Annotated in this window: 6 protein-coding genes and 4 pseudogenes; 1 reads left to right on the top strand and 9 read right to left on the bottom strand. The window is 75.2% G+C overall.

Annotation, left to right across the window (positions count from 1 at the left end):
* Positions 1 to 69: 69 nt before the first annotated feature.
* The 3 genes and pseudogenes from ACEXOX_RS31320 to ACEXOX_RS31310 all read right to left on the bottom strand — a co-directional run bounded on the left by ACEXOX_RS31320 (position 70) and on the right by ACEXOX_RS31310 (position 8,441).
* Positions 70 to 3,943 (bottom strand): annotated as a pseudogene (locus ACEXOX_RS31320) (ATP-dependent DNA helicase).
* A 77-nt stretch (positions 3,944 to 4,020) separates the two neighbouring features.
* Positions 4,021 to 7,334, bottom strand: a pseudogene (locus ACEXOX_RS31315) (ATP-dependent helicase).
* Between the two features lie 669 nt (positions 7,335 to 8,003).
* Positions 8,004 to 8,441 carry an MGMT family protein gene (locus tag ACEXOX_RS31310; RefSeq protein WP_406524396.1) on the bottom strand — a complete coding sequence of 146 codons (438 nt, stop codon included), beginning with the start codon at positions 8,439 to 8,441 and terminating at the stop codon, positions 8,004 to 8,006.
* Between the two features lie 760 nt (positions 8,442 to 9,201).
* On the opposite strand from ACEXOX_RS31310, the gene ACEXOX_RS31305 reads away from it, so the two are divergent.
* Positions 9,202 to 11,736: a YbhN family protein gene (locus ACEXOX_RS31305; protein ID WP_406526525.1), complete on the top strand. Its 2,535-nt coding sequence runs from the start codon at positions 9,202 to 9,204 to the stop codon at positions 11,734 to 11,736.
* Positions 11,737 to 11,842: 106 nt separating this feature from the next.
* Here ACEXOX_RS31305 and moeZ read toward each other — a convergent pair whose 3' ends face one another.
* The 6 genes and pseudogenes from moeZ to ACEXOX_RS31275 form a co-directional block, all read right to left on the bottom strand.
* A complete protein-coding gene (moeZ, locus tag ACEXOX_RS31300; protein ID WP_030022076.1) occupies positions 11,843 to 13,021 on the bottom strand; it encodes an adenylyltransferase/sulfurtransferase MoeZ in 1,179 nt (392 codons plus the stop codon).
* Between the two features lie 98 nt (positions 13,022 to 13,119).
* Complete coding sequence (locus tag ACEXOX_RS31295) at positions 13,120 to 13,926, bottom strand: spherulation-specific family 4 protein (protein WP_406524395.1); 807 nt, start codon at positions 13,924 to 13,926, stop codon at positions 13,120 to 13,122.
* Positions 13,914 to 14,891, bottom strand: a complete 978-nt coding sequence (locus ACEXOX_RS31290) for an NAD-dependent epimerase/dehydratase family protein (RefSeq protein ID WP_406524394.1) — start codon at positions 14,889 to 14,891, stop codon at positions 13,914 to 13,916. Before ACEXOX_RS31290 ends, ACEXOX_RS31295 begins: the two co-directional genes overlap by 13 nt.
* Before the next feature lie 371 nt (positions 14,892 to 15,262).
* A complete protein-coding gene (locus ACEXOX_RS31285) occupies positions 15,263 to 16,432 on the bottom strand; it encodes a hypothetical protein (RefSeq protein ID WP_406524393.1) in 1,170 nt (389 codons plus the stop codon).
* 217 nt (positions 16,433 to 16,649) lie between these two features.
* Positions 16,650 to 18,709: pseudogene (locus ACEXOX_RS31280) on the bottom strand (glycosyltransferase).
* Positions 18,710 to 18,894: 185 nt separating this feature from the next.
* Positions 18,895 to 20,603, bottom strand: a pseudogene (locus ACEXOX_RS31275) (dipeptide ABC transporter ATP-binding protein).
* Positions 20,604 to 20,661 lie beyond the last annotated feature (58 nt).

Genomic DNA, 20,661 nt, shown 5'->3' with positions numbered 1-20,661 from the left:
CCGCCGGTCTCGTGGATCTTGTCAGGTCCGGCGCCGAGTCCCGCGTCACGTCCGCGCGGGGCACGTCTGTCATCGTCCGCCGTCTCCCCCGTCGTCTCCGGCACCGGCGGCCGGGTCGTGCTCGCCGAGCAGGATGCGCTCCAGTGCGGCCCGGTCGGGCAGGCGCGGGGGCCGGACCGTCTCGCCACTGCGTACGTACAGGAACGCGGCGTCGACCGCGGACAGCGGCAGGCCGTGCTGCTCGGCCCAGGCCACCCGGTAGAGGGCCAGCTGGAGCGGGTCGGCGGTCTGCGCGTGGTGGGTCTTCCAGTCGATGATCTCGTAGGTGTCCCCCTGGGGGCCGCGGCTGCGGTAGACGGCGTCGATACGGCCGCGGATCACCCGGCCCGCGAGGGTGACCTGCACCGGGACCTCGATGCGGTACGGGGTACGGCGGGCGTACGGGGTGCGGGCGAAGGCGTCCTTGAGTGCCTCCAGGTCGTCCTCGTCCCTGATCGGGTCGGCTTCTCCGGCCGCTTCCTGGGCGCGGGCTTCATGGCCGTACGCGCCGCCCGGCAGTTCGTCGGGGCCGAGCAGGGGCAGCGTCAGTTCCTCGAAGCGCGACTCCACCCAGGCGTGGAAGCGCGTACCGCGGCGGGCGGCGGGCCGGGGTGGGTGCGGCATGGGGCGCGCCAGCTCCCGGGTGAAGCCGTCCGGGTCGGACGCGAGCCACAGCAGCTGCGAGGCGCTGAGCGAGGAGGGCAGGGGCACGTCGCGCACGGTCGCGCGGGAGCGCCGCAGCTCGTCGGCGAGCGCGTCGAGGTCGCGGTCCCAGGAGGCGACGGTCCGGCGCTCCTCGGGGAGGAGGGGGTGGGGCCGGGCTCCGGGGCGGCTTCGGGGACGCGCGCCTGGGCCGGTACGTGGGCGAGCCCGGCAGCGGCGGGTACGGCATCGCCCACGGCTCGGCCCGGCCGCTCGGCGTCCTCCGGGTGCGCGGGCCGCTCGGCGCTCCAGGCGTCCCAGTCGGCGAGGTCGTGTTCGGGGCCGGGGCCGGGGCCGGGGCCGGGGGAGGAGTCCGGGTCGGGGTCGGGGCCCGAGTAGCGGGCGGGGTCGAAGCCTGGCCCTTGGGCGTCGTCGGCGGCGTGCGCGTCTTCGTACGGGACGCCCTCATACGGAACGTCCGCGCAGGGGCCGTCCTCGTACCGGCCGGGTACGGACGCGGCACCCACCGCCGCCGGATGCGGGGCATCGTGGGTGGCCGCGGCCTCCGGACCGTCGGTCGCGGCGGCGTGCGGCAGCGCGGCACCGGCGCTCGGGCCTGCACCTGTGCCGACGCCCGAGCCTGTGCCGACACCCGTACCTGTGCCGACGCCCGTGCCCGCGCCGTCTCCCGCCATCCCGTCCAGATACGCCCGGACCGTCGCGGCGGCCGCGCGCCGGCGTTGCTTCGCCACCGCGTCCAGCGGGAGCGGCCATTCCCGCTCGGTCTCCGCCTCCTTCAGCGACGGGTTCTCCGCACCCTCCTCGGGGGCGTCGGCCCACTCCTCGATCTCGCCGTGGCCGGCCTCGCAGTGGGCGCGCAGGGCTTCCAGGAAGGCGGACGGGCCGCGGGGCCGCTTCTGGTCGGGGCCCCACCAGTGGCCGGAGCCGAGCAGCAGGGAGCGGGGGCGGGTGAAGGTCACGTAGCCGAGGCGCAGCTCCTCGACGGACTGGTGGTCCTTCATCGCCTCCTTGAAGGACTTCAGGCCACGGCTGCTCCAGTCGGTCACGTCCGGCAGGGTCGCGGCGTCGCCGCGCAGGGCGTGCGGCAGGACCTTGGGCTGGGTGAGCCAGGAGTCGCGGGCCTGCTCGCTGGGGAACTGCTTGCCGACCAGGCCGGGGACCGCGACCACGTCCCACTCCAGGCCCTTGGACTTGTGGGCGGTCAGCACCTTGACCGTGTTGTCGCCGCCCGGGAGGGAGCTGTCCAGGCCCTTCTCGTGCTGGACGGCCGTGCGCAGGAAGCCCAGGAAGGCGAGGAGGGTGGCGTCGCCGTCCAGCGCGGCACCGCCCTGCTTGGCGGCGAAGCCGGCGGCGATGTCCAGGAAGGTGCCCAGGGTCTCCCGGCGGCGGGCGGCCAGCGCGCGGGGGGACGCGGACAGCTCGACCTCCAGGCCGGTGACGGTCAGCACTCGGTGCAGTACGTCCATCAGGGGGTCGCCCGCGGAGCGCCGCAGCTCGCGCAGCTCGCGTGCCATGTAGGCGAAGCGGACGCGCGCCTCCGGGGAGAACGGCAGGCCGTCGTCGGGGCGGCCGTCGGACTCCAGAAAGGTGTCGAGCGCGTCGGCGAGCGAGATCGTCTCGGCCGGGTCGACGCCCTCCACGGCCTCGGCCAGCCGCCGTTCGGGGTCCTCGGACTGGCCGTCGCGGTGGACCAGGAGCCGCGCCCGGCGGCCCAGGAGGGCCAGGTCACGGGGGCCGATCTGCCAGCGCGGGCCGATCAGCAGCCGTACCAGGGCGGCGTTGGCCGTGGGGTCCTGGAGGACCTCGCAGACCGCCACCAGGTCGGCGATCTCGGGCAGGTGCAGCAGCCCGGACAGGCCGACGACCTCCACCGGGATCTCCCGTGCGACCAGCTCGCCCTGGATACGGGCGAAGTCGCCGGCGGTCCGGCACAGCACCGCGATCTCGCCGGGCGGGGTGCCCGTGCGCACCAGGTGGGCGATGTTTTCGGCGAGCCAGGTCATCTCCTCGGCGTGGGTGGGCAGCAGCGCGCAGCGCACCATGCCGTCGCGCTCCGCGCCCGGCGCCGGACGCAGTGCCTCGACGCCCGCGTGCATGGCGCGGAGCGGCGCGGCGAGCCCGTTGGCCAGGTCGAGCAGCCGGCCGCCGCTGCGGCGGTTCTGGCTGAGGGCGGAGCGCGCGGCCGGGCCGCCGTCCTCGTAGGGGAAGTGGTCGGGGAAGTCGTCCAGGTTGGCGACGGAGGCGCCGCGCCATCCGTAGATGGCCTGGCAGGGGTCGCCGACGGCGGTCACCGCATGGCCCGTACCGCCGCCGAACAGGCCGGAGAGCATGATCCGCTGCGCCACGGAGGTGTCCTGGTACTCGTCCAGGAGGACGACCTTGAACTCCTCCCGGAGCAGCGCGCCCACCTCGGGGCGGGTGGTCGCGAGGGTCGCCGACAGGGCGATCTGGTCGCCGAAGTCGAGCAGCTCGCGCCGCCGCTTCTCGGCGCGGTAGGTCCTGACCAGCTCCAGCAGCTCCAGGCGGCCGCGGGCTGTCTCGGGCACCTTGCGCAGGTCGGCGTTGGAGAGTTTGACCTGGTCGAGGGCGGCCAGCAGCTCGGTGTCGTACGCCCGCAGGCGGTCCGGCTCCACCAGGTGCTCGGCCAGCTCGCCGTCGAGCGCGAGCAGGTCCTCCACCAGGGCGGGCAGCGACTTCGTCAGGGAGGGATACGGGCCGGGGGCGGTGCGCAGCACCCGGGCGGCGAGCTGGAAGCGGGTGGCGTCGGCGAGCAGGCGGGCGCTGGGCTCCAGGCCGATGCGCAGGCCGTGGTCCTTGAGGAGCTGGCCGGCGAAGGAGTGGTACGTGGAGATCCGGGGCTCGCCGGGGACGCCGTCCGAGGCGGTCGGAGCACCGGACCCCGGGGCGCCGGGCCCCGTCCCCCGGCTCCCGGAAGGCCCGCGCCGAACGGATCGGCCGGTTCCGTCACCCCGGCCGCCGCCAGGGCCTTGCGGACGCGCTCCGCCAGCTCGCCCGCCGCCTTGTTCGTGAACGTCAGCCCGAGCACCTGCTCCGGGGCGACCTGGCCCGTGCCGACCAGCCACACCACGCGCGCGGCCATGACCGTGGTCTTGCCGGAACCGGCGCCGGCCACGACGACCTGCGGGGCGGGCGGTGCGGTGATGCAGGCCGTCTGCTCCGGGGTGAACGGGATGCCGAGGAGCTCCTTGAGCTGCTCGGGGTCGGTGATGCGAGCTGACACATCCGAGACCGTATCCGCCCCCACTGACAATCGCGGCAAACGCCTGCTGAGCGGGGTGCGGGCGGCCGCCGGAACCGTCAGTCCACCACGTGCCGCCCCTCCGGCAGGGCCGAGCAGGCGCTACGGAACGTGCAGTGGGTGCAGTGCTGCCCCGTGGTGGGGGTGAAGCGCTCCTCCAGGACGCGGCCCGCGGCGGTGGCGAGCAGCTCGCCCACCCAGTCCCCGTCCAAGGGCCCTTGTGCCTGGACGGCAGGGAGCGCGTCCCCGCCCTCCTTCTGAGGAGCGCCCAACCGCAGGTGGACGAGTTCCGCGCCGCCCGGCTCGGGCCGCTGCCCGTCGAAGGCGGCGTCCACCGCGCCGGTGCGCACCGCCAGCTGGTACACGGCGAGCTGCGGGTGCCGGGCGACCTCAGGGCCGGTCGGCTTCTGCTTACCGGTCTTGAAGTCGACGACGTACGCCCGGCCCTGCGCGTCGCGTTCGACGCGGTCCATGCTCCCCGGATACGGACGGCGTACTCGCCCGCTTCGAGGGTGACGTCGAAGCCGTGCTCGGTCGCGACGGTCTCGCGGCCGAGCGTGCCGCGCTCCATCACGTGCCAGCGCAGGAAGCGCTCCAGTGCGGCGCGCGCGTTGTCCTTCTCCTGCCGGGACTTCCAGGGCGCGTCGAACGCGAGCGCGTCCCATACGGAGTCCAGGCGCTCCATCAGGACGGACAGGTCGGCAGGGGTACGGCCGGAGGCGACCTCGTCGGCGAGTACGTGGACGACGTTGCCGAAGCCCTGGGCGGCGGTCGCGGGTGTGTCCGCCTTCACCTCGCGTCCCAGGAACCACTGGAGTGCGCAGGTGTTGGCGAGCTGGTCCAGCGCGCTGCCGGAGAGCGTCACGGGACGGTCGCGGTCGCGCAGCGGCACGGCGCTGTGCGTCGGCTCGTACAGGCCCCACCACTGGTCCGGATGGGCGGCCGGCACCAGCGGCTGGCCGTCGTCGTCGCGCAGCGCCGCCAGCTTCGCCAGCCGGCGCGCGGCGGCCTCCCGCAGGGCCTCGGTGGCGTCCGGGTCGACGGTGGTGGCCCGCAGCTCCGCGACGAGCGCGGCGACCGACAGCGGACGGCGGGGGCGCCCGGTGACGTCCCGCGGCTCCACGCCCAGCTCCGTCAGGAAGCGGGACGGCTGGTCGCCGTCGTCGGACGCGGCCTTGACGGCGGTGACCACCAGGCGCTCGCGGGCGCGGGTCGCCGCCACGTAGAACAGCCGGCGTTCCTCGGTGAGCAGCGCGCCCGGCGGCAGCGGCTCGGCCAGTCCGTCGCGGCCGATCCGGTCCGCCTCCAGGAGCGAGCCGCGCCGGCGCAGGTCGGGCCAGAGCCCTTCCTGTACGCCGGCCACGACGACGAGCCGCCACTCCAGCCCCTTGGAACGGTGCGCGGTCATCAGGCGCACCGCGTCGGGACGTACGGTCCGGCGGGTCAGGGTGTCCGCGGCGATGTCCTGGGCGTCCAGCTCCTCCAGGAAGTTCAGGGCGCCCCGGCCGCCGGTACGGGCCTCCGCCCGGGCGGCGGTCTCGAACAGCGCCACCACGGCGTCCAGGTCGCGGTCGGCGTTGCGGGCCGCCGCGCCGCCGCGCCGGGCGGTCCGCTCCAGCCGCTGCGACCAGGTGGGCGTGCCGTCCCACAGGGTCCACAGGGCTTCTTCGGCGGTGCCGCCGCGGGCCAGCAGGTCGCGGGTGGTGCGCAGCAGCTCACCGAGCTGCCGTGCGCCCCGCGCGTACGCCGGATCGTGCGCGATCAGGCGCTCCGGTTCGGCGAGCGCCCGCGCGATCAGTTCGTCGGAGGGCCGCGGTACGTCGTGCCTGGCGGCCCGCTCCTCCTCGCGCAGCGCCCGCCCGAGCCGGCGCAGGTCGGCGGCGTCCATACCGCCGAGGGGGAGGTCAGCAGGTCTATGGCCGTTTCGGCGGAGAGGCCGGGGGTGCCTCGGGGCGCCGGTCCGCCCCTACGGGGGCGTCCTCAGCCTGAACGTCATCGGCCGGGACATCATCGGCGGCCGCATCGCCGGCGGGCGCGGCCGCCACCGCCGAAGCCGCCACCGCTGGACCCACCGCCGCTGGGGCCGCCGCCGCTGGAGCCACCGCCGCTGGGGCCGCCGCCGAAGCCGCCACCCGCAGGGCCGTCAGCAGCGGTGCCACCGCCTGTTCCTGCCGCAGGGGCAGGTCGTCGCCGTCGATCTCCAGGGGCACACCGGCCGTGGTCAGGGCCCGGCGCACGCCGGGGAGGAACGCGCGCCGGCGCGTACGAGGACGGCCATGTCGCGCCACGGCACACCGTCCTCCAGGTGCGCGCGCCGCAGAATGTCCGCGATGTTGTCCAGCTCGGCGCCCGGCGTCGGGTACGTGAAGACCTCGACGCGGCCGCCGTCCCGTACCGCCGCCAGGTCACGGTGTGCCCGTACCGCCCGGGCCGGGAGGCGGGTCAGCGGCATACGGGCGGTGAGCCGCCGGGTGGCCGCCAGCAGGGCCGCGCCCGAGCGGCGGGAGGTGCCGAGCACCTCGACCGGCGCCGGGGTGCCGTCCGTACGCGGGAACATCGCCGGGAAGTCGAGGATGCCGTTGACGTCGGCGCCGCGGAAGGCGTAGATCGACTGATCCGGGTCGCCGAAGGCGACGAGCGTACGGCCGCCCCCGGCCAGCGCGCGCAGCAGCCGCACCTGGGAGGCGTCCGTGTCCTGGTACTCGTCGACGAACACCGCGTCGTAACGCGCCGCCAGCTCCGCCGCGACCTCGTCGCGCTCCGCGAGCAGCACCGCGCGGTGCACCAGTTCCGCGTAGTCCAGCATGCCCTGGGCGTCCAGCACGTCCAGGTACTCGGCGAGGAAGCCGGCCGCCGCGCCCCAGTCGGGCCGCCCCGTACGCCGCGCGAAGGCGGCGAGCGCGTCCGGGCCCAGCCCCAGCTCCCGGCTCCGCGCGAGCACCGCGCGGACCTCGTCCGCGAAGCCGCGCGTCGTCAGACAGGCACGCAGCTCGTCCGGCCAGCGCACCCGGGCCCGCCCGGCGGCCGCCAGCCCGGCCTGCCCTTCCAGGAGCTCGCGCACGACGAGGTCCTGCTCGGGCCCGGACAGCAGCCGCAGCGGGTCGGCGAACAGGTCGGCGTCCTGATGGGCCCGTACGAGCGCGTAGCAGTACGAGTGGAAGGTGGTCGCCTGCGGGGCGGCGGTGCTGCCCAGGCGCGCGGCGATCCGGTCCCGCAGTTCGACGGCGGCCTTGCGGCTGAAGGTCAGCACGAGCAGCCGCTCGGGGTCGGCGCCCTCCAGTACGCGCCGGGCGACCGCCTCCACGAGCGTCGTGGTCTTGCCCGTACCCGGACCGGCGAGGGCCAGCAGCGGACCGCCGCCGTGGTCAACCACAGCGCGCTGACGTGCGTCCAAAGCAGGAGGGTCCGCCGGTCCCGGCCGGGTACGCACCAGTCGGTACGCGCCGGCGGCATCCCGCCGCGCCGGCCGCCGGCGCGGCTGCGCGGACGGCATGGCCGAGGCCGAGGCCGAGAAGGAGGAACTCACGTGGGTCGCCGGTCCTGGGAGGAGGTGCTGGTCGTGGTGCGCACCGCGGTGCGGGGCGTGGCGGTGCGGCCACCGCGCCGGGCGCCGGTGGGCGGGGCGGTGGTACGGACCGTGCCCGACGCTACGCCAGGTGGCGCACGAGCCGCAGTCCGTCCCACGACGGTACGTCGGATGGGTGCGTCCGTGACGGATGCGGCGTACGGGGCAGGTGAGTCGGACGGGCCTGGCGGGCCGGATGGGCCTGGCGGGCCGGGTGGGCCGGACGGAATCGGCCTGCCCAGCAGGACTGGCCTACCGGACGGGACCGGCCTGCCGGGCGGACCGCACGCGCCTCCGCGGCGCCCGGCCAGGACGACCGGATCAGCACGCGCCGGACCCACGGGCCTCGACCCCACGGGCCTCGACCCCACGGACCTCGACCTCGCGGGCCACTGCCCCGTTGGCCCCGACCCCGCATTCCCCGGACGGACGCACTACGGACCCACCCGCTCCACCCCCACCGGTCCCACCACCCCCTCAGTCCTCCACTCCACCCCCGTCCCACCGAGCCCGCCGCATGTCGAGGCGCGGTACATGCCCCTCGGCGGACCTGGACGCCTCCCGCAGCGGAGTGCCTTCCTCCCGGTAGTGCGCCAACGCGCGCAGCTCGCTGCCCGGCAGCAGCTGCCCGTCCGCGCGCACCACGCGCCACCACGGCACGGCGCCCCCGTACAGGGCCATCACGCGCCCCACCTGGCGCGGCCCGCCCACGCGCCGCCCCCCGCCGGCCCCCGCGGGCCTCTCGCCGGAGGCCGGCTCCCCCGGCGGCTCCTCGCCCGCGAGCCACTCGGCGACGTCGCCGTACGTCATCACCCGCCCGGGCGGGATCAGCTCGGCGACACCGAGGACCCGTTCCGCGTACTCGGGGATCCCCCCGGCGTCGTACTCGGGAATGTCTCCCGCTGTCCCACTCATTCGGCCCATCCTGCACCACACCACCGACAGTCCCGCCCCGCCCGCTCGGCGGCCCGCCGACGGCGTGCGCGGGCGGGTGCGGCGGCGTATGTTCCGTTTCCCGGCCCTTCGAAATGCACCCTGATGCCCTCCGCCTCCTCCCGGCCATGCCACCATCTTCCGGGCGGTGACTGGTGATACGAGATCAAAAAGAGACGGCCGAACAGCAGGGTGCGGTGCCTCCACGGGAGGCCGGCACCCCTGAGGCGCTGTCCTCCGCCACCCCGCCCGGGGGGACGGAAAACCACGGGGGAAGCCGTCACAGGCTTCCGAGACCGAAAAGGCGAGCACGATCGAGAAGGCCGGAAGAGCCGACGAGCCCGCGAGTCCGGAGGAACCGGAAGGGCCGGCAGGGCCGCACCGGCCCTGCCGGGCCGACACGGCGACCGCTTCCACCGGAGCGGAGGGCACGGCAGAAGAGGAACGCACCGCCGACGGGACGGCCGGCCCGGACCGGCCGGGCGACACGGGCGAGGCCGCCGGGGCGGGAGCGGCCGCCGGGACCGGCGCCACCGCCGAGCCCGCCGCCCCCGCCACAGTTGGCGAAGTCGACGGAGCCGAGAAAGCCACCAGAAGCAGCAAGGGCGACAAGGGCAGCAGCACCGACCGGCCCGACCGGCCGGCCCCGCCCCACGATCACGTGGGCAGTGAGTTCCACGTCGACCAGGTCTCCGGTGACGAGCCGCTGCTGCCCGCCCGGGTGCACCGCCCGTCCGACCTGATGCGCCTGCTGCTCGGGATCGTCGGCATCGCGCTGGTCCTGCTGCTGGCGACGTTCGCGCACGGCACGACCCAGGGCCTCCAGCGCGACATCGGCGAGGGCGCGGGGCTGGCACCCCGCCTGCTGATCAACTTCGCCGGGCTGGCGTCCAGCGTGGCCGTACTGATCGTCCCGGTGGCCTTCGCCGTCGAACGGCTGATCAAACGGGACGGGCTGCGGATCGCGGACGGCGTGTTGGCCGCGGTCCTCGCGCACGGGGTCTCGCTCGCCACCGACCTGTGGGTCGCCGAGGCCGCCCCGGAGTCCATCCGGATCGCGCTGACCCAGCCCCTGGCCAACGGCGGGCTGACCCCACCGGTGCACAGCTACCTCGCGCCGGTCATCGCGTACATGACCGCGGTGGGGATGTCGCGGCGCCCGCGCTGGCGGGTGGCGATGTGGTGCGTACTGCTGCTCGACGCGTTCGCCGTGCTCGTGGGCCGCTACACGACGCCGTTCGCCATCGTCACCACCATCCTCATCGGCTGGACGGTGGCCTTCGGGACGCTGTACGCGGTCGGCTCGCCCAATGTGCGCCCCACCGGCCAGAACCTGCTCGCCGGCCTGCGCCGGGTCGGCTTCCACCCCGTCCGGGCGGTGCGCGCCGAGGACATCGGCACCGCCGAGCACCCGGAGCACGCCGACCGCGGCCGCCGCTACATCGTCACCCTGGAGGACGGTCCGCCGATCGACGTCACCGTCGTGGACCGCGAACGGCAGGCCCAGGGCTTCTTCTACCGGGTGTGGCGCCGGCTGTCGCTGCGCGGCATCAACCAGCGCCGCAGCCTCCAGTCGCTGCGCCAGGCGCTGGAGCAGGAGGCGCTGCTGGCGTACGCGGCCATCGCGGCCGGCGCCAACGCGCCCAAGCTGATCGCCACCTCCGAGCTGGGCCCGGACGCCGTGATGCTCGTGTACGAGCACATCGACGGCCGGCCGCTGGACTCGCTGCCGGACGAGGAGATCACCGGCGAGCTGATGCGCAACGCCTGGCGGCAGGTGGCGGCGCTGCAGTCGCGGCGCATCGCGCACCGGCGCCTGGTGGGTGACGCCCTCCTGGTGGATCGTTCCGGCAGGATTTTCCTGACCGAACTGCGCGGTGGCGAGATCGCGGCCGGCGACCTGGTGCTGCGGATGGACATCGCGCAGCTGCTGACCACGTTCGCGCTGCGGGTCGGCGCCGAGCGGGCGGTGGCCGCGGCCCTCGACGTGCTGGGCCCCGACGCGGTCGCCGACAGCCTGCCGCTGCTCCAGCCGATCGCGCTCAGCCGCACCACCCGGGCCACCCTGCGCCATCTGGCGCGCGAACGCTCCGCACGCGAGCGGGAGGCCGTCCTGGAGGCGTCGCGCACCGCCAAGGAACGCAAGGCTGCCGAAGCGGCCGGGCGGGGCGGCGCGCACAGACAGGAGCAGCCGACCAACCGCAAGGTGGCGCGCGCCGAGAAGAACGCCGAGCGGCGGGCGGTCGACGAAGCGCTGGAGGAGGCCCGCGAGGAGGACCTGCTCTCGCAGATCCGCCAGCAGGTGCTGCTGATCCGGCCGACCGCGCCGGTCGAGCCGGCCCGCCTGGAACGGATCCGGCCCCGCACCCTCGTCAGCTGGATCGGCGGTGTCATCGCCGCGTACTTCCTGCTGTCGCAGATCACCCACGCCAACTTCGGCCAGGTGGTCGGCGAGGCACAGTGGCTGTGGGTGGCGGCGGCGCTGGCCTTCTCGGCGCTGACCTACCCGGCGGCGGCGATGAGCCTGCTCGGTTTCGTACCGGAGAAGGTGTCCTTCCTGCGGGCGGCTGTCGCGCAGGTGGCGGGCAACTTCGTCAAGCTCGTCGCGCCGGCCGCGGTGGGCGGTGTGGCGCTCAACACCCGCTTCCTGCAGCGCTCCGGCATCCGGCCCGGACTGGCGGTGGCGAGCGTCGGCGCGTCCCAGCTGTTCGGCCTCGGCTGCCACATCGTGCTGCTGCTGACCTTCGGCTATCTGACCGGCACCGAGCGCACGCCGTCGCTGTCCCCGTCCCGCGCGGTCATCGCGGGCCTGCTGACGGCGGCCGTGCTGGTGCTGGTGGTCACCGCCGTGCCGGTGCTGCGTAAGTTCATCGCGACGCGCGTACGGTCGCTGTTCGCGGGCGTGGTGCCGCGCATGCTCGACGTCCTCCAGCGCCCGAAGAAGCTGGCGGTCGGCATCAGCGGCACGCTGCTGCTCACGGCGGCGAACGTGCTGTGCCTGGACGCCTCGATCCGCGCGTTCGGTGGTGGCGGGCAGCTGAGTTACGCGGCCATCGCGGTGGTGTTCCTCGCGGGCAACGCGGTGGGCTCCGCGGCGCCCACCCCCGGCGGTGTGGCGGCCATCGAGACGGCGCTGACCGGCACCCTGTCGCTGGCCGGGCTCACGGCGGACATCGCGTTCCCCGCGGTGCTGCTGTTCCGGCTGATGACGTTCTGGCTGCCGGTGCTGCCGGGCTGGATCTCGTTCACGCATCTGACCCGCAAGGGCGAGATCTGAGCACCGCACACGGCGAAGGCCCGCACCCCGAGGGGTGCGGGCCTTCGCCGTGTGCGGCCGGCGGCCGACCACCGAACGGCCGGTGGACCGGCTTGTCCGGAAACGGTCAGTAGACCGGCTTCTCCGGCTCGACCGTGTTGACCCAGCCGATGACGCCGCCGCCGACGTGCACCGCGTCCGCGAAGCCCGCGGACTTCAGGACGGCGAGGACCTCGGCGGAGCGGACGCCCGTCTTGCAATGCAGGACGATCTTCTTGTCCTGCGGGAGGTCCTGGAGCGCGCTGCCCATCAGGAACTCGTTCTTCGGGATCAGCTTGGCGCCGGGGATCGAGACGATCTCGTACTCGTTCGGCTCCCGGACGTCGATGATCTCGATCTTCTCGTCCGTGTCGATCCACTCCTTGAGCTGCGCCGGAGTGATCGTGGAACCGGCCGCCGCCTCCTGGGCCTCCTCGGACACGACGCCGCAGAAGGCCTCGTAGTCGATGAGTTCGGTGACGGTCGGGTTCTCGCCGCAGATCGCGCAGTCGGGGTCCTTGCGGACCTTGACCTGGCGATACGTCATCTCCAGCGCGTCGTAGATCATCAGGCGGCCGACCAGCGGGTCACCGATGCCGGCCAGCAGCTTGATGGCCTCGTTGACCTGGATGGAGCCGATGGACGCGCACAGCACGCCCAGTACGCCGCCCTCGGCGCAGGAGGGGACCATGCCGGGCGGCGGGGGCTCCGGGTACAGGCAGCGGTAGCAGGGGCCGTGCTCGCTCCAGAAGACCGACGCCTGGCCGTCGAAGCGGTAGATCGAGCCCCAGACGTACGGCTTGTTCAGCAGCACGCAGGCGTCGTTGACCAGGTACCGGGTGGCGAAGTTGTCGGTGCCGTCGACAATCAGGTCGTACTGGGCGAAGAGGTCCATGACATTGCTGGAGTCGAGGCGCTCTTCGTGCAGGTTGACCGTGACATACGGGTTGATGCCCAGCACCGTGTCCTTGGCGGACGCGGCCTTGGAGCGGCCGATGTCCGCCTGGCTGTGGATGATCTGGCGCTGGAGATTGGACTCGTCGACCTCGTCGAACTCCACGATGCCGAGGGTGCCGACGCCCGCCGCGGCGAGGTACATCAGCGCGGGCGAACCCAGTCCGCCGGCGCCGACGGCCAGCACCTTGGCGTTCTTCAGCCGCTTCTGCCCGTCCATCCCGACATCCGGGATGATCAGGTGGCGGGAGTACCTGCGGACCTCGTCGACGGTGAGCTCCGATGCGGGCTCGACCAGGGGTGGCAGCGACACGGGGACTCCGTTGGTCGGTATCTCGATGGGCGACCCCCGCTCCGGGAGAACCCGGAGCAAGGGACGGTGGTCTCCCCGTAACACTGCCACGCCCTTCTTCATTCCGAGACACCTGGTCCGATACGCGAGACGAATGTGTCCCAGTAACCGGGCAGCGACTCCCAGGCACTCCCTCCGTGGTCGGCGCGGTCGGTGAGATAGACGGTCCCGGCGCCCTGCCAGCGGGCGATCCGCAGCGCTTCTTCCAGGTGGGAGGCGGGGACGCCGTGCACGAGGTGGCAGAAGCGGTGCGCCGGGTACTCGGCGGTCCACTCGGCCACTTGGGACCAGCGGTAGTCGGACCAGCGGCCGGTGAAGGTGACGAGCTGGTCGGCGACCTCCGCGTAGCCGGGGTACGGGTGACTGCCGTGCCCGGTGACGAGGTGCGCGCCGTCCTGGAGGGCCCGCAGGGTGGTGGTCAGCCGCCGGGTCTCGGGCAGCAGTGTCCGGTCCGTGGGACAGCGGTCCAGATAGAAACCGTCGACCTTGTACCACTCCAGGAACCGGTGTGCCTCGGAGACCAGTTCACCGAACGGCCGGGCCCCGTGCTCCAGGTCGAGGAGGCCCAGCATCCGGGCCCCCGCGTCACGCAGCTGGGCGGCGGCCGGCAGGCAGTACGGGTCGGGGCGCACGCCCGGGCCGCGCGCGACGTTGAGCACCACCCAGTGCAGCGCCGCCGCGCCGTTCCGTGGCCCCGGCGCCCGGCGCGCGGCTCCGGTGCAGGCCAACCCCCGGGCCAGGCGCAGCAGCTCGGCCCATTCGGCGGGCGCCAGCAGCGGGTGGGCGAACCCCGGGACGCCGACGCCGAGCGGCGCGGCGCCGGTCACGGCGGCGCCGGCGCCCAGGGACGTCGTCAGATACGACATGCGGCCTCCATCCAGATGTCGGCGAGGGATTCCTCCAGCCCGATCCGCGGCCGCCATCCCAGGCGGTCGCGGGCGGTGCGCACGTCCGCCTGCTGCCAGCTCCCGCACCCGTCCGGATAGGGGTACGCGGGGGGTACCGTCCCGTGTTCAGAGGCCGGGCCCGGGATGGCGAGCCGCGCGGCGGCGGGGCCGCCGGCGGAGTAGCCGGGCGGGGTGTCCAGTTCGTGGAGCGAGCCGCCGAACCCGGCGACCCGCGCGAGCAGCGCGGCGGCCTCGCGCAGCCGTACGGCGTGCCCGGTGCCGATGTTGACCACGCCCTGGGCGGCGGAGAGCGAGGCGGCGTGCACCGCCCGCGCCACGTCCCGTACGTCCACGAAGTCGCGCTGCACGCCCAGGCCGCCCAGCTTCAGTTCGGTGTCCCCGGACTGCATCGCGCGCCGCATCGCCTCGGCGAGCCGGCCGAGCGGCGAGCCGGCCGGGGTGCCCGGGCCGACCGGCGAGAAGACCCGCAGCACGACGGCGTCCAGGCCGGAGCCGAGGACGAGTTCGGTGGCGGCCAGCTTGCTGACGCCGTACGGGCCGCCGGGCCGCGGCACGGCGTCCTCGGCGGTCGAGGAGCCGGGCTGCGAGGGCCCGTACTCGGACGCGCAGCCCAGATGCACGAGCCGGGCTCCGCAGCTGCTGCGCCGCAGCGACTCGCAGACGGTGGCGACCGCGACGGTGTTGTGCCGGGTCAGGTCGCGGGCGCCGCCGCGGGTGGTGCCCGCGCAGTTGACCACCACGCCCGGATGGACCGCGTCCAGGAAGCGGGTGAGGGCGCCCGGACTGCCGGAGGCCAGGTCGAAGCGGACGTCCGCGTCGTCGCCGCGCCCGAGGGCGGTCAGCTGGACGGCCGGGTCGGCGAGCAGCCGGTCGGCGACGTAGCGGCCGAGGTACCCGTTGGCACCGATGAGCAGCACCCTCATCGCGCGACCCCCGGTCCCGGTGTGCTTCGGTGGGGTGGACGTTCATGTTGTCGTTCTCCTCATGCGGTGGGTTGAAGACGTGTTTCGGCAGCGGGGACCGCCGCCGCGGGGGCCGGGCGGTGGCGGTGTACGCCGCACGGAGGCCCTGGGTGACGGGCGTCCGGGAGCGGACGGCCGACGCCGTGGGAACGCCGGTACTGCGGAGGCCGGCGCGAGCGCCGGGGGTGATGGCGTACGGGCGGGCGGCGACGGTACGCGCGCCGGGAGTGGTGGTGTGCGTACCGGAAGGACCGGGAGTACCGGCGGAGGCAGAAGGGCCGGCCGGGCCGGACGGTGTGGGGTGCGTATCGCCGGTGGCGACGTGTGCGGGGTCACGGCCGGGCCGCCTCCGTCGGTACGGGGGTGGGCGCCGGGGCGGGAGCCTCTTCGGGCGCCGGCGCGTGCGCCGAGGCGCCGGTGAGGGCGCGGAGCGCGTACCACAGCAGGCCGAGGGCGGGCAGCGCGCAGGCCACGGCAGGTACGGCGGACGGACCGAGGTGGGTGACTGCCACCTCGACCGGCCTGCCCAGCGGCTCCAGGCCCGGCAGCCGGGCGGCCAGGACGCAGGCCAGGGCGGCGGCCTCCAGGGCGACGGCGGCGGCCGGGCCCGCTGCGGCAGCGGCCGGGAAGCCGTGCCGGGCGAGCAGCCGCGCCAGGAAGAGCAGGACGCCCAGGGCCGAGGCGGCGGCCGCCGCCCCCGCGCCACCACCGCCTCCGCTGTCAGCACCGCCGCCGATCGCGTCCGCCGCGGCCGACAGGGCGAGCAGCGCCGCGAGCTGCATCGCGGTGGCGATGAGCAGCAACGGCCGCACTCCGGACGCGAATACGGTCAGGAACCGGCTGTCCGCCAGCCCACGGCGCGCGCGGCCCGCGAACCAGTAAGCGCACCAGGCGGCGGGCACGACGGCGCACGTCAGGGCCAAGGCGGAGGCGATGGCCAACTGAGGGCGCGCGGGCGGGAGATCGGGGCCGCCCGCCAGGACCTGCCGCAGCAGCCAGTCACCGCCCAGCGCATACCCGGCCAGCCAGCAGGTCCACAGCCCGGTGGCGCGGGCGGACGGATACCGCGCACGCAGGGGGCCGTGACGGACGCACAGGCGCAGGGCCAGGAGCACGAGCCCTGCGCCGATCGCCGCAACGGCCGTCTGTACAAGCTGAGGTGGCAGCCCGCCGGCAGTCGTGAACGGTACGGGCGTGGGCGCGCGCCCGGCAGCGGCGACGGCGGCCACCGTCGCGGCACACACGGCGCCGGGCAGTAGGTGCAGCGCCACACGGACAGCCCTCCCCCGCCGTACGGGGCCGGGCGCGGGCAGGGCGGGCGGCGGCGCGTCGGCGCGGGGCACGCGGGCGTACAACTCCTCGGCCAGCGAGAAGACGTCGCGGTGCCGGAAGCGGGCGGCCGTACGGTCGGTGACGCCGTGCGCCTCCAGGCCGGCGGCGATCTCCATCGGGTCGACGGCCCGTTCGCACAGCGTGCGGTGCTGGTGCATCAGTGTCTTCACGGGGTCGGCGGGGCCGCGCCGGGGCGGCGGGGCTGGGGTGTCCCGTACGGGCAGGGGGCGGGGGCCGCGGAGGGGTACGGGGCCGGGGCGGCGGGGAGCGGCGGGGTCGCCCCCACTGCCGTTCGCGCTGCCGTCCCCGCTTCCCTTCCCGCTTCCGGCGTGGCGCCGGTGTCGAGGTCGGGGCCGGGTCCGGGGCCGGTTCCCGTGTCGGTTGTCGTCACGGTCGCGCTCCTCTCTGACGGTCGGCACCGGCTCCCGCCCCGGCGGCGGCCGGTTCGGCGAGCGGTTCGGCGGCGGCCGGTTCGGCGACTGGCGCGACGGCCGGTTCAGCGGCCGGGGCCCCCGGATCCGGTACCGCCCAGCTCGGTGCGCGGCCCGTCGGTGGTGCGGCCTGTGCGGCGCCGCCCGCCACGGCCGCCCAGCGGCCCGGTACATGGGACTCGGCGGGCCGGGCGAAGAGGCGGGGCCCGCTCTCACCGTCCGGCCCCGCGCCGACGGCCGGGCGGCACGGCGTACGGGACATCAGCTCCAGGTAGATGCCACGAAATGCCGCGATGTTCTGCTCCACCGTGAACAGTTCGCGTGCGCGGGCGCGCGCGGCGGCGCCCAGCCGGGCGCGCCGCTCCGGGTCGAGCAGCAGCGCCAGGCACGCGTCGGCCAGCGCGCGCGGGTTGCGCGGCGGCACGACCAGGCCCGTACCGCCGATGACCTCGCAGACCGCTCCGGCGTCGGTGGAGACGGTGGCGCGGCCGCTGAGCATCGCCTCCACGAGGGAGCGCGGGAAGCCCTCCGCCACGCTGGACGAGACCAGCACCGCGCCGGCCGCGTAGGCGTCCTGCGGGCGTGGCAGGCCGGGGCCGCCGATCTCCTCGAAGGAGACCGGGTTGTCACCGGTGCTCCGCGCGTCGGCGGCCTCGTCGGGGAAGAGCTGGGCGGCCAGCACCCGGCACTGCGCCAGGTACGCGGCGTCCTCCGGGCCGGGGCCCGGGGCGCCGACGATGCGCAGGGTCGCGGCGGGTTCGGCCCGGTGCACGCGGGCGAAGGCGTGCAGCAGCGAGACGAGGTCCTTGGCGGGTTCGACGGTGCCGGTCCACACCAGCGTCGCGGAGCGGTCGGCCGCCGTGTCGGGGACGGCGGCGAAGCCGGTCGCGTCCATGCCGGGGTACACCGTGCGCAGGCGTTCCCGGTCCGCACCGCAGCGTTCCTGCCAGCGCCGGGTGTGGGCGTTGCCGGGGGTGACGAGGGCGGCCTCGGCGTACGTCTCGGCGGCCAGCGCGGTCTCGAAGGCGCCCAGCAGGGCGCGTACGGGGGTGCTCGACCGCACTCCGGAGCGCGCGAGGTAGTGCTCGCGCAGGCGCACGCCGTACTCGGTGAGCAGGAGGGGCGTACCGAAGAAGCGTTTGGCCAGCAGGCCGGGGAGGGCGGCCGAGCCGCCGGCCGTGGCATGGCAGAGGTCGACCGCGGCGAGCCCGTCAGCACCGCTGCCGGAGGGGCCCGCGGAGCCGCCGTACCGGCCCGTGTCGTACCGGTCCGCGTCGTACCGGCCTGAGCCGTACCAGTCCAGGGAGAGCGGACGCAGGGCGCGTTCCAGCTCCTCGGCCACGGCCAGCAGGTCGCCCACGCGGGCGCCGTGCGCGGCGCACAGCGCGCCGGGCGCGTGGCAGGCGCTCTCCAGGATGCGGACGGCCTGTTCGGAGCGGAGGAGTTCGGGGAGGCCGCCGTGGTCGCGGGCCAGCTGCGCCAGGCCGTACAGACCAGCGGCGAAACGGTCCGCCAGCCCCCGCGGGCCGCCTGACCCTCACGGTCCGCGGCGCCGTCCGCCGGCGACACCGGGGGAAGGGCCCGGCCGCCGGGCGGTTCCGTCGCGATGAACCCCGCCGCGAGATCACCGAAGCACTCCGCGAACCGCCGCCGCGCGCGCCGTCCGCGCGCCCCGGCGCGCCGCCTGTCGGGCCACCACCGCAGGGCGGCGGGAAGCTCTCCGTGCAGCGGCGCGATCCGCACCACCCGGGCGCGGCCCTGCGCGCCGCCCGCGCGGCCGTCCGCCCCCTGCGCCCCCTGCGCCCCACGCGCCTCCGGACCCGTGCCCGGCTGCCCGGTACCCTCTCCCGCGCCGCCGCCCCGCACGCCGTCCACCGCATCGTCCTCGGGGCCCCGGTCGAGGGTGTAGACCTCGAACTCGTGGCCGGGGAGTCCGTGCACGAGCCGGTCGCGCCACGGACGCGTCTCACCGGACGCATCCGGGCCGCCACCCTCGGTGAGCAGACCAATGCGCACGAGCGCACCCCCGTTCTTCCTGATCGGCGTCGACGGCGGCGGCCCCCGGGGGCCGCCGCTACCTGGCAGGAAGAAGCTACGCAGAGATTCCGGTGACACGGCGGACGGTTGTCCGTCGCGCCACCGGAAGGGGTGAAGAGACGTAACTTTCCACCCCGGTGGGCGTTCTGGCGCGCTACGTGTCGTCAGGCCACCGCGCGTAGCGCCCGCCGCCCGGCCGACACCTCCGGGTCCAGCACGGGCACCGCCGCCAGCAGGCCCTTCGTGTACGGGTGCCGGGGACGTTCGTACACCTCCTCGGTGCTGCCCTCCTCCACGATCCGCCCGCCGCGCATCACCGCGACCCGGTCGCTGACCGCCCGTACGACCGCCAGGTCGTGCGCGATGAAGACCAGCGCGAGGCCCAGCTCCCGCTGGAGTTCGGCCAGGAGGCCGACGACCTGCGCCTGTGTGGTGACGTCCAGCGCCGATACGGGTTCGTCGCAGACCAGCAGCCGGGGGCCGGGGGCGAGCGCCCGCGCGATGCCGACGCGCTGCCGCTGCCCGCCGCTGAACTCGTGCGGATAGCGGTGGTACCACGCCGGGTCCAGGCCGACCCGTTCCAGCAGTTCACACGCCCGGCGCACCACGCGCGCGTCGTCCCGGTCGCCGGCCGCGCGCAGGGGGTCGGCGACCGATTCGCCGATGCTGCGCCGCGGGTTGAGCGAGGAGACCGGGTCCTGGAAGACCATCTGGAGTTCGCTGCGGAAGGGGCGGAGCTGCCGGTCGCCGAGGGTGCCGATGTCGCGCCCCCGGTAGCGCAGCGTCCCCGCGGTCGGGTCCAGCAGGCGTACGAGCATCCGCCCGAGCGTCGTCTTGCCGCTGCCCGACTCCCCCACGAGGCCGACGGTCTCCCCTTCCCGTACGGTCAGCGAGACCTCGTCGACCGCCGTCGTCCGGTGCCGCCGGCCGCCGAATTCCCGCCGCAGTCCGACGGCTTCGAGCAGGACGCCGTCCCCGCTCCCGTCACCGACGCGCCCGGCGCGCGGGGCGTGCCCGTCCGGCTTCGCGTCCACCCGTGGCACCGCCGCCAGCAGCTCCTTCGTGTACGGCGCGCGCGGCGCGAGCAGCACCTCGCCGACCGGGCCGTGCTCCACCGCCCGGCCGCCGCGCATGACGAGCACCTCGTCCACACTGCCCGCGACCACCCCCAGGTCGTGGGTGACCAGCAGCAGCCCCATGCCGGTCTCCGCCCTCAGCCCGTGCAGCAGGTCGAGGATCTGCGCCTGGACGGTGACGTCCAGCGCGGTGGTGGGCTCGTCGGCGATCAGCAGGCGCGGTTCGCAGGCGAGCGCCATCGCGAGCAACGCGCGCTGGCGCATGCCCCCGCTGAACTCGTGGGGCCGCGAGCGGGCGCGCCGGGGGCGTCCGCGATGCCCACGCGCTCCAGCACCTCGACGGCGCGGGCACGGGCTGCGCGCCGTGAGACGTCCGGCCGGTGCACCCGGTACACCTCGGCGATCTGGTCGCCGATCGCGTAGTACGGGTCGAGCGAGGACAGCGGGTCCTGGAACACCATGGCGGCCCGGCCGCCGCGCAGCCGCCGCAGCGCGCGCTCGTCCGCCGCCCGTACGTCCGTACCGGCGACCCGTACCGTGCCGCTCACCTGCGCCCCGGTCCCCCGGTGCAGGTCCAGCAGGGCCGCCGCGACGGTGGACTTGCCGGAACCGGACTCGCCCACGATGCCGAGGGCCCGGCCGGCGGCCAGCGAGAACGAGAGGCGGTCCACGGCCTGCACGACGGCGGGGCCTCCTTCGCCCGTACCTTCCCGATCGGCGCCTCCTCCGCCGGGAAAGGCGACCGACAGGTCGCGGACGTCCACCAGCAGATCCGGCTGCGGCCGGCCCGGCTCCAACCGGCCCGGCTTCAGCAGGTCCGGCTTCAGCAGGTCCGGCTTCAGCAGGTCCGGCTTC

It is taken from the genome of Streptomyces sp. Ac-502, assembly GCF_045222935.1.
Lineage (GTDB): Bacteria > Actinomycetota > Actinomycetes > Streptomycetales > Streptomycetaceae > Streptomyces > Streptomyces monomycini.
Note: the sequence above shows the minus strand (reverse complement) of the source record. Positions and strands in the feature narration are given on the sequence as shown.